Raw genomic sequence first — 9,280 nt, forward strand, 5'->3', positions numbered from 1 at the left:
AGACTTTAGTATCACCGGCCATAATAGACGATCCGGAGATACTATCGGATGACCCTCCTGATCAAGGCGATACACCTCCTGAAGAAGATATAGAGGCCGTCCCCATCATTCCATCGACAGAGAACGGCAGGAAACATCTTCTCATCCTCACCGGCAACTCAGAGAAACGGGTCGCTCTTGCTGAGATCCTCTCCCTCTCTCCAGACACCCTCTCCATGAATATCTCGGTCATTTCGGAAGAGGAGGTGGAATCAGCCGACCTCTCGTTTGATAAAGCCTGGTTCATCGCCTCAGTCGGTGAAGAGACCGCTCTTCTGATGCAGTCCCTTCTACCCGAAGATGAGACGATCATCGGTTGCGACCTGCCGGAAGGCATCGTACTCGGCACCCCTGCAGGCGAAGAGATCTCCAGGTACTGGGAGTCAACAGATGATGACAGCCTCCACAATCTCCTCAGTATTCTTCAGGAACAGATCCTCCTTCAGAATACGAAAAAGACCGAGATCGCATTCGTCTTCTCCCGACAGGCAGAGATAGCTGCAATTGAAGCAGCACAACTCGATCCTGAGATCAACGCTTCGATCAATATCTCAGTGTACTATGGAAGATCAGATCTCGACCTCTCCTTTGACCTAAGCGGATCTGACCTGATCCTCCTCTCAAACCTTGATGCAGGGGTGATCGAAGCGATCAAGGATACCGTCCTTGCCGCACAGGCAAACGGGTCAGTAGTAATCTCCATTGGCCCACTCCTCCAGGGTTATAATCTCCACACAGAAGATCCAGCAGATCAGAATGTCCAGACCGTTGAGACCTATCTCCTCTACCACTCTGAGAAGAACTTCAATAACCTGGCACGATTCCTCGGTGTCACATGGTGCGGGCTTCAGATGGAACTCGAACCTCCGGAGAGTCGCCCGATCTACGGGATATATCATCCTGATGCCCCGGACATCTATCCAACTCTTGCAGAGTACCTGGAGTGGTACACCGGAACCGGCACCTATGACCAATCGCAGGGAACCGTTGGTGTCATCACCGGTGACTACACCTATATGGCACGTGATGGCCCGATGCTCGATGCCCTCGTCCGTTCATATGAAAATGCCGGGGTAAATGTGATCGTTGCCACCTATCACTACAAAGATCCCGCCAGGATCGACTACTTCATGCAGGATGGGATGGTGATGATCGATGCTGGTGTCCTCATCTCAAAAGGCTCCCGCCTCGACTACAGCGATCCTGAGCGCGGTGTTGAAAACCTCAGGAAGCTGAATGTCCCGATCTTAAATGCGGTCCGGCTCTTCTACGATGTCGATGAAGAGACATGGCGAAACAGCCCTCATGGTGTCGGCCCCGAACAGCAGTGGCAGCTTCTGCTGGCAGAGCTTGATGGCATCATCGAGCCGATCGTCTTTGCTACAAAGGCAATCGACCCGGTCACCGGAGCAGACTACTACAAACCGATGAACGACCAGGTCACCTGGCTGACAGAGCGGACGCTTGCATGGGTGGATCTCGGAAGGACTGACAATCAGAATAAAAAGGTCATCATCCCCTACTACAGTGCGGAAGGTGGAAAGTCAACAGTCGGCGCAGATATCGACTATTATCTCGACGCACAGGCGAGCCTTGCGAACCTCCTCGTTGCCATGCGGGATCGCGGCTATGATCTGGGATCAGGTCCCCTCCCGGATGCAAAGGAGCTTGCGGATCTGATGGCATCTCAGGGATACAATATCGGTACCTGGGTTCCCGATGAGCTGAAGAAGCGTGTTGAGATGGGTGATGTGATCCTGATCCCAGAAGACCAGTATCGATCCTGGTTTCATGAGCTTTCACCCGACAAACAGCAGCATATGATCGATATCTGGGGAGAACCTCCCGGAGAGATCATGGTCTATGACGGGAATGGCGGTCGCTCGCTCGTCATTCCGATCATCAGGTTCGGAAACGTCATCCTCGCCCCCGACCCGATGCCAGGCTGGAACCAGAATACTGACGTCACCTACCATGACGGTGCAGTCCCACCCACACACCAGTGTTATGCATTCTACACCTATATGGATCGGATCTTCAAAGCCGATGCCATCTTCTCGATCTTCTCGATCATCCCGATGATGCCCGGAAAAGAAGCAGGACTTGCAGCAGACGACTGGGGTGCGATCCTCTCCGGATCGATGCCGCATGTGCATGTTCTTCCGATGGATGCAGAAGGGATCTTTGATCGGAGACGTGCGAATATGGTGATCGTTGACTTCATGACGCCGGTCCTTGTGCCATCGGGACTATATGGGGAGCTTGCAGACCTGAAGGAGACGATCACAAACTACAGAACCGTCGTTGATGAGGCGGTGAAGCAGGGATATAAGAATGAGATTCTTGCAACGGTGAAGAAACTTGGGCTTCATTCCGACATCGGCTGGAATTTTGACACAATATCTGCAGATGATACGCAATTTAATGCATTCCTCCTCGATATGGATTCATATTTAAAAGAACTTGCAACCGTCTACATGCCATACGGCTCACACATCCTCGGCGAGGTGCCGGATGGTGAGAGTCTTGTAGCAATGATCAACGGGATGCTCGGAACGTCATACCAGAACCATGTTGAGGCAGCAGGTGGAGACGAAGATGCGGCAATTGCACTCTTAAATGAGGTCATACTGAACGGAAACAGCCCAAATGCCGCCCAGCAGACGGTACTTCAACAGACGTCTGCTGATATCACCGCTGATCTGGTGCTTGCACAGGATTATCACCAGAGGATCCTCGACTGCACCATTGAGATACCCCGTATCCTGGATGCGCTTGAGGCAAAATATATTCCTCCGGGTCCAAACGGGGATCCGATCAGAAACCCGGATGCACTTCCAACCGGCAGAAACCTCTGCACCTTCGATGACCGGATCATCCCGACAAAGGTCGCATGGAATGTAGGCGTCGCCCTCGGTGACGAACTGATCGCAACCCATCGTGCACAACATGGTAGTTATCCGGACAAGATCGCATTCCTCCTCTGGTCTATTGAGACCTCCCGCCACCAGGGGACGATGGAGTCAGAGATCTTCTGGATGCTTGGGGTACGCCCTGTCTGGACGAGTAACAACCGGGTGAGTGATGTGGAGTTGATCCCGTCATCCGAACTCGGCAGGCCACGGATCGATGTTGTCGTCGTCACATCGGGATCGTATCGTGACATGTATGCAAGCAAGATAGAGCTGATTGATAAAGCGGTCAGGCTTGCGGCAGCAGCAGATGATGGCGCAATGCCAAACTACGTGAAGATAAACACCGATCGTATCTATCAGTCCCTCATTGCTGAGGGGTATGATCCCGCACTTGCGATGGAACTTGCTGCATCACGGATCTTCTCTCCACCACCCGGATCCTATACCCCCGGAATTGAACATGCGATCGGCGGTACAGACTCATGGGATGACCCCAACCAGATTGCAGATCTCTATATCAGCAGGATGAGCTACATCTACGGCCAGTCGATCTGGGGTGAGCAGTATGCGGATATCTTCAGGGCAAACCTTGCTGACGTGGATATCGGAGTTTTCTCACGGACATCAAACCTCTATGGGACACTCGAACACCCGATGGTCGCCGCGTACTTCGGCGGACTGAGTCTTGCCATCCAGAGCGTCTCCGGCAATGCACCGGATATGTACATCAACAACCAGAGAAACCCACAGGACCAGAAGCTGGAGACATTAAGCCAATTCGTCTCCCGTGACCTGAGATCCCGATACTTAAACCCTGCCTGGATCGAGGGGATGATGGGCAATGGATTTGATGGCGCACGATATATGGAGTCATTTGTCGAGAATATGTGGCTCTGGGATGTCACAATTCCTGATCTGATCACAAGCGAGATGTGGGAGAGTGTCTATGCGACCTATGTGCTTGACCAGTATGACCTTGGGTTATCCGAGTATTTTGCATCAGCAAATCCCTATGCCTATCAGGCGATGACCGCCCGGATGCTCGATGTTGTCCGGATGGGATACTGGGACCCCGACATCTCTGTACTTCATGCATTAACAACCGAATTCCAGCAGTCTGTCCAGATGAACGGTGTCACCTGCTGCCACCATACCTGCGGCAATCTCGCTCTTGAAGCCTATATGAACGGTATTATGTCAGGGATAGTTCAGCCGGACTCATTCCGCGACTCAGGATCAGATACATCACCCGCATCCCTCCCCCCACCTGTAGCCACCGTCGCCCCGGCCGTGACCGGAACCACTGATGCGACCAACACCACCGTAGAATCATCAGGGGTTGGGAGTGACATAACCACAACTCCGGGAGATGCAGTATCGACTGACCAACAGGTGGTAGGTCAGGTGATGAGCGAGGAGCCCAGAGATACATCATCATCAACTCCGATGATCTCAACACCGGTGCTTGCGATCCTCTTATCGATACTGGTGCTTGGAACTGTCGGAGCAGGATTCTTCTATAAGAGAAGATGAGTATACATTCCACATTTTTTAACAGATCACCTTAAAAGATATATTTCGTCAATAATGTATCTCTTAAGATCAATTTATTCCATTATAAGGAAAACTATTATCCGGTCTCAGGTATGAATCACTGATCATGCACACGATCACGATCCTCCCCGGCCATGACAGGCATGGCAACCCGGAGACCTTTGAACCCCTCCACCTCCGACCGGGTGACACGATCGCCATCGTCGGCCCGACCGGCTCTGGCAAAAGTGCCTTCATCAACGATATTGAGGTCTTTGCACAGGGCGATACTGCAACCGGCAGGCGGATACTGCTCAATGGTGCTCCTCCGCCTGAACAGTTCGTCCGGGACCCTGCCTGCAAACCGATCGCTCTCATCACCCAGACGACGAAGTGCCTTGCGGATCTTACCGTAGGAGAGTTCCTGGCAATGCATCTTCGTGCACGCAAGATCACCGAGTGCGATCTCATTGAGAGGACAGTTGCTTTAGCCAATGAGTTCACTGGTGAGCCGATCAGAGGAGAATGCCGGATCTCCTCACTCTCCGGTGGCCAGACCCGATCCCTCCTCGTTGCAGATGCCGTGATCATCTCAAATGCACCGATCATCCTCCTTGACGAGGTGGAGAACGCAGGGATCTTCCGTGACCGTGTCATCACCTGTCTCAAGAAAACGGGCACCTCGGTGATATTTGTCACCCATGATCCATTGGTCTCATTGATGTCCGACAGAAGGATCGTGATGGGGCATGGGGCTGTTTTAGCTGTCCTTGAACCGGATGGATCAGAAGCAGAGGTACTGAAACGGGTGACAGAGATTGATGCCTACCTCTCCTCACTCCGCGAGCGGCTCAGGTCCGGTGAAGTCCTCAACGAAACGGTCGTGGCGGCGTGAAGCTGATCATCGTCGCAGGGCCGCCATCTGCCGGAAAGACTGCGGTGATCCGCCAGATTCTGAGGCATCTTCCTGAGAAGTCAGCTGCATACCTCAAGATTGATGTCATCTATGCAACTGAAGATGAAGAGATCGCATCTGAATTTGGCATTCCTGCACGAAAGGTCATCTCCGGTGACCTCTGCCCGGATCATGCCGGGATCATGGTGCTCTCAGATGCCCTCCTCTGGGCCGGGAAAGAGGGTGCAGAGTACCTGATCGTCGAGTCTGCCGGGCTCTGCCTCAGGTGCACCCCTTATACAACAGAATCCCTCGGGATTGCCGTTCTCTCTGCAATCGGGGGAACCCATTCCCCCTACAAGATGGCACCGATGATCGCCCTTGCGGATGCTGCCGTTGTCACCAGGATCGACCTCGTATCACAGGCCGAGAAGGAGGTCTTCCGGGAAGGTATCCGGGATGTTGCGCCGGATATTGAGATCATCGAGACGAATGCGATGGTCGGGACCGGGATGCGGTACCTGATGAAGATGATCGATGCACTACACGAAATTACGGATGCAGCAGGGATCACCCTCCGGGGCAGTCCACCGCTTGGTGTCTGTACCGTCTGTGTCGGTAAGAAACAGATCGGATGGAGTAATCATTTTGGGGTTGTCCGACGGCTGGATAGTGCTGGTAGCCTCTTCCGGGGTGAATAGATGGGATGGATACCACCGGGTAAAGACTGCGGACTCTGCGGGGCGGCATCATGCACTGCTTTTTCGGAACTCCTTGCCCGGGGAGCGAAGAGGCATCAGGACTGCCCATTTTATCAGGAAAGCAGCGGAGTGCAGAAGTCATTATATTCCGGATTCGATCTCCTCGGCCTCTCCTATGACTTCGTCCTTCATCCTTTTCCCGGTGAACCATCCACCCGCAAGGATATCGTCCCTTTCCGACCCGATCTCGTCGAAAAATGGAATATCAAAGCAGGAGATCTCCTCATCGGAAGGCCTGCCGGAGCCGGATGCCCGATAAACCATGCACTCAGGGTGACAGCAGCAGATCCGGTGAGTGGGATCATCTCCTGCCATGTGACAAGCCCGATCGAAGCACGAAATGAAGATGTAATGGACGTGAAAGCATACCATGTCCATGCATTCGAGGGGATCGCAGAGGTCGTCTCCCGTGAGCCGACATTTGGTTTACGACAACGGTTCCTCCCTGGCTACTGCCTGATGGGACTCTCTCATACAGGTGTCGTCAATACGATTATTATGACAGCAGACGGACTTCGTGTCAGAGTGGAGGGGATATCACTGTGAAGACGAAGAGAGAGATAAACGAGAAGATCAGGAATGGGTCAGCAGTTGTTATCCCTGCACCGGAGTTTAAGAAGAGGGTGCGGGAAGGAGAGACATTTACACCAGAAGATGTCGATATCGTCACCTGCGGCACATTCGGGGTGATGTCAGGGACCTATGCCGTCATCTCGGTTCCGGTTGCACCACCCGGCACCTTCAGAAAGGCCGAAAAACTCCTTCTGAATGGTGTCCCCGCATCTATCGGCCCGTGTCCAAATGAACGGCTCGGTCTTGTTGACTGTATCGTCTATGGGACAGCAAAGAGGGACGAACGTTACGGGGGTGGCCATCTCTTCGCAGATTTCGTTGCCGGAGAGCGGATTGGGGTGGAAGCGGAGGCCGAAGGACGCAGGTATTCAGACGATATCACACTTAAAGACTGTACATTCGCCCGGATTCATACCTCGAGATCAGCATTTAAAAATTACACCGCATTCCTCAATGAAGAGGAGGGGATCATACGCACCATCTTCTCGGTGACCGGACTTTCCGGCCCATATAAGGAGATCTCAGTCTCGGGATGCGGGGAGGTGAATCCGGTTCAGAACGATCCCGGTCTCAGGTCACTCTCTTCCGGTACACCCATCCTTGTTAACGGTGTTAACGGAATCATCGTCGGCACCGGAACGCGATCGACTGCTGAGCGTCCAAACCTCGCCTGTGCCGCCGATATGATAGGAATGGACCCACTGATGATGGGTGGGTTCATCACATCTGACGGGCCCGAATGTCTCACCTCAATTGCTGCTGCTATTCCTGTGCTCGACTCCTCATCACTTCATGCACTGATGGTTCTCGATGAGGAGATTCCCTTGCCTGTAGCCGGGATCAGCACCAGACAGCCGATCGGATCGTCCCATTATGGCAGGGTCTGGCAGGGAACAGATCGGGGGGTTCAGATCCATGCTGACCGATGCCTCGGCTGCACCCCCTGCCTTGCACACCTCATCTGCCCTGCCGGTGCACTATCGGCGGAGCAGACGCTTGACCGCTCTCTCTGCCTTGCCTGCGGCGCCTGCGCCTCTGTCTGCGAAGGAGGTGTGTTTACCATGAACCTCGGATCAATTTCATTGGATAAGAACGATATTCCGATCACCCTCCGCCAGTCCGATCGAACACGGGCAGAGCGGCTCTGCAGACGGCTTGCAGACGAGATCATGGATGGCTCATTCCTCCTTTCGGAGGGGCCATGACCCACATGCTCCGGTGTCCGGTCTGTGGTGAGGTCTTTAATGACCGGGGAGAGCTCACCTGCCCGGCCGGTCATCCCGGCCTGCTCCGTGCCGTCTATTCTGAGAAACAACTGATACTTCGGGATGAGCCGGGTCTCTTCCGGTATGCCGGATGGCTCCCGGTACAGCAGATACCAGAGACGATGAGCGGTCCGGTCACCTTCAGATCAGATGGTTTTGCCGCTGAAGCAGGACTTTCGAACCTCTGGATCGGTTTCTCCGGGTATGCACCGGAGCGAAACGCACATATTCCGACCTGCTCGTTTAAGGAGCTCGAAGCCTGGCCGACACTTGAACGTCTGAAAGAGACCGGGTGCGGCACCCTTGTCATTGCATCAGCCGGAAACACCGGAAGGGCGTTTGCCGAGGCCGCACAGGGGATGGACATCCCGATCATCCTCGTTGTTCCGACACGGTCACTGTATCGGATCTGGACAACGAGACCTGCTGAGAATGTCACCCTGATCGCAGTCGACGGAGATTACTCAGATGCAATAGCAATTGCTGATCGGATCTGCGAGCTGCCCGGATTTACTCCTGAAGGCGGTGCAAGGAATGTTGCCCGCCGTGACGGGATGGGTACCGTCTTTCTTGATGCAGCAGTCACGACAGGAAGGATACCGGACCATTATGTGCAGGCGGTCGGGAGCGGCACCGGCGCAATAGCCGCATGGGAAGCAGCACTCAGGCTGATCGGAGATGGACGGTACGGAGGGGCATTGCCCCGCCTCCACCTCGCCCAGAATCTCCCCTTCATCCCGCTCGTATCTGCATGGCAGGCACAGAGGAGAGAGATCATACCGGCAATCGATATGCCGCATGCAGAAGAGGCGATCAGAGACGTTCATGCCGATGTCCTGACGAACCGGAGACCCCCCTATGCGGTGGCCGGAGGCCTCTTCGATGCCCTTTCAGACTGCGGTGGCCGGATGTATGGGATCACAAACCATGATGCCGACAGAGCAGGCGCACTCTTTGAAGAGACCGAAGGGATCGACCTTGATCCGGCAGCTGCTGTTGCCTGTGCCGCCCTCCTTGTTGCTCTTGAACGCGGTGAGATTTTAGAAGACGACTGTACTCTTCTGAATATCACCGGCGGCGGGTACAGAGCAGTCCCGGAGAAGTATCCGGTTCTGCCTGTTGAGATCATACAACCCCAAGAGATGCCGTCCTGTATAGCGGAGCTGCACCATGTTTGAAGAAGCTATCCTGAAGATCCTGAGAGATGAGGGTGACGGTCGGGAATCCTTCTGCATAGGACCTCCTGATCATATCCTGAAGGTGGGGAAGTTCTCCCCTCTCCATCACGGTTGCACAGGG

At 54.0% G+C, this 9,280-nt stretch carries 6 protein-coding genes; all 6 read left to right on the forward strand.

Annotated elements, in window-relative coordinates:
- On the forward strand, window positions 1-4,487 hold a 4,487-nt coding region (locus tag Q7V06_RS00100; RefSeq protein ID WP_304836279.1), incomplete at its 5' end, for a cobaltochelatase subunit CobN.
- Window positions 4,488-4,614: 127 nt separating this feature from the next.
- Window positions 4,615-5,382, forward strand: coding sequence for an ATP-binding cassette domain-containing protein (locus Q7V06_RS00105; protein WP_304836283.1), 768 nt, complete (start codon window positions 4,615-4,617; stop codon window positions 5,380-5,382).
- The gene (locus tag Q7V06_RS00110) at window positions 5,379-6,083 is read left to right on the forward strand and encodes a GTP-binding protein (protein ID WP_304836286.1); all 705 of its coding nucleotides are present in this window, start codon (window positions 5,379-5,381) and stop codon (window positions 6,081-6,083) included. The genes Q7V06_RS00105 and Q7V06_RS00110 overlap by 4 nt, the downstream gene beginning before the upstream one ends.
- Complete coding sequence (locus Q7V06_RS00115; RefSeq protein ID WP_304836289.1) at window positions 6,084-6,689, forward strand: (Fe-S)-binding protein; 606 nt, start codon at window positions 6,084-6,086, stop codon at window positions 6,687-6,689.
- Complete coding sequence (locus Q7V06_RS00120; protein ID WP_304836292.1) at window positions 6,686-7,921, forward strand: methanogenesis marker 16 metalloprotein; 1,236 nt, start codon at window positions 6,686-6,688, stop codon at window positions 7,919-7,921. Before Q7V06_RS00115 ends, Q7V06_RS00120 begins: the two co-directional genes overlap by 4 nt.
- Window positions 7,918-9,159: a cysteate synthase gene (locus tag Q7V06_RS00125; protein WP_304836294.1), complete on the forward strand. Its 1,242-nt coding sequence runs from the start codon at window positions 7,918-7,920 to the stop codon at window positions 9,157-9,159. Before Q7V06_RS00120 ends, Q7V06_RS00125 begins: the two co-directional genes overlap by 4 nt.
- Window positions 9,160-9,280 lie beyond the last annotated feature (121 nt).

Origin of the sequence: Methanocalculus sp. (genome assembly GCF_030651615.1) — an archaeon.
GTDB lineage: Archaea > Halobacteriota > Methanomicrobia > Methanomicrobiales > Methanocorpusculaceae > Methanocalculus.